Source organism: Mucilaginibacter sp. P2_D11 (assembly GCF_056404435.1).
The window spans coordinates 1-2,286 of sequence record NZ_JBFUEA010000042.1; the positions used below are offsets into that span (position 1 = coordinate 1).

2 protein-coding genes are annotated in these 2,286 nt (G+C 47.0%); both read left to right on the top strand.

Annotated features, from left to right (window positions below):
- Positions 1 to 557, top strand: a 557-nt coding sequence (locus AC1DXC_RS27210; RefSeq protein WP_477462327.1) for a carbohydrate-binding protein, incomplete at its 5' end; no start/stop codon positions are given.
- Positions 558 to 690: 133 nt separating this feature from the next.
- On the top strand, positions 691 to 2,286 hold a 1,596-nt coding region (locus AC1DXC_RS27215; protein WP_477462328.1), incomplete at its 3' end, for an alpha-L-arabinofuranosidase C-terminal domain-containing protein.

Here is a 2,286-nt window from a genome sequence, read left to right on the forward strand (position 1 = left end):
GATGGATGATAGATTACCATGGTAAATCATACTTTTTTTATCATAACGAAGCTTTACCGGGCGGAGGGGGCTTTACAAGGTCGGTTTGTGTTGATCAATTTACTTATCAACCTGATGGTACAATTCCTATAATCACCCCTACTGCCGAAGGCGTGACCGAAGCAGTAAGAAACCTGGATCCTTTTGTTCGTCAGGAGGCAGAAACAATAGCCTGGGAGTCGGGTGTTAGTACCGCAAAAGGCGCTAATGGAATATACGTAACAGATATAGATAGTGGTGATTACATTAAAGTACGAAGCGTCGATTTTAAAAGCGGCCCAAAGTCATTCTATGCGAATGTGGCAGCAAATACCGATGGAGGTATGATAGAGATACACATTGACGGGCCTGACGGTTTCTTACTCGGCACTCTATCCGTAAAAAACACAGGCGGTTTGGAAATATGGAGAACCCAATCTGTTGCGGTTAACAAAGCAAAGGGTGTTCACGATGTGTACTTTGTGTTTAAAGGAGGCCAGGGGCATTTGTTTAATTTCAACTGGTGGAAATTCAATTAGGAATAAATAAGGGCTTAATAATTTAATTAAGGTAGTCGTTCGCGTAAGATTTGTACCCGAGGGAATTTTCAATGGAAATGCCCCATTGGCCTTATAAATAAGTGTAAAAAAACAATAAATAATATTGACCTTGATGATGAAAAAAATATTACCCGTTTCAGGTTTGTGCCTGTTCCTGTTCACTGCAACAAGCTTGAAAGCGCAAAACCCTAAACTTACGCTCGATTTAACTAAGCCCGGCGCAAATGTAAGTCCGCAACTATATGGGTTGATGACCGAAGAGATCAACCATTCGTACGATGGGGGATTATATGCCGAGCTGATCAGAAACAGGATATTTAAAGACAACCCCAATACGCCGGAAGCCTGGAGCGTGGTCAATGAAGGTAGTGCGAAGGCCACAATTCAATTAGTTGCCCCAAACCCTAACAATGTACCCGTCGATCAGCGGCACCACGCCATTAATGGCGCGTTAACTACTTGTTTAAGGTTACTGGTTGATACCGGCGGCGGCCGGGCCGGCATTGCGAACGAAGGTTATTGGGGCATACCTGTTTTGCCGAATACGACTTATAACGCTTCATTTTATATTAAAGGAGCAGCAAGCGGGCCAATACCCCTCAGCCCCTGGGACCCCAAGCCTACAACCCCTCTTCCGGTAATTGCGGATAACACCGCCGGGCCCATAACCGTAAGCATAGAAAGCAATGACGGCAAAACGGTATATGCTTCAGGTACCATCAACTTAATAAAAAGCGCCTTCTGGAAAAAATATGAACTTAAATTAACAACCGGCGCCGGTGTTAAACCAACAACTGATGCCCGTTTTGTTATCTCGACAAACCGTACCGGGGTTTATTATTTTAACCTCGTGTCATTATTCCCACCAACTTATCATAACCGCCCTAATGGGAACCGGGTAGATTTAATGAAGTTATTGGCTGATATGAAACCCCGTTTTTTACGTTTCCCCGGCGGTAATTTCCTGGAGGGCCCGAAATTGAACGATGCGTTTCCCTGGAAAACTACTTTGGGCCCGCTTGCAGGGCGCCCCGGTCATACCGGCTCATGGGGCTACCGCCCCAGCGACGGGATGGGCCTACTTGAATTTTTAGAATGGTGCGAAGACCTGAAGATGGAACCGCTGCTTGCTGTTTATGCCGGCTATTCGCTCGACGGCGACCATGTAGACGCAGGCCCGCTTTTAAAGCCATACGTAGATGATGCGCTGGATGAAATTGAATATGTTACGGGCGACGTACACACGTACTGGGGCGCTAAGCGCGCCGCAGATGGGCACCCGGCACCTTTTAAACTCAGCTATGTGGAGATTGGTAACGAAGACGGGTTTGACGAATCCGGCAGTTATGACGGACGGTACGCCCAGTTTTATGATGGCATTAAAGCCAAATACCCCAATCTCCGCTGTATCGCAAGCATGGGCGGCAAGGACTGGCTTGGGGGAAGAGGCAAGTTTACCATCCGCAAGCCCCAAATTGTAGACGAGCATTATTACCGCAATGCCTGGGGAATGGAAGAGGATGYAGCGCATTACGATAACTACGACCGTAAAGGATATAAAGTGTTTGTAGGTGAATGGGCAACAACAGAAGGCATGCCCACCACCACTTTGAATGCCGCCCTTGGCGATGCAGCCTGGATGACCGGTATGGAACGGAACTCAGACGTAGTCATCCGCTCATGCTATGCGCCTTTATTTGCAAATGTA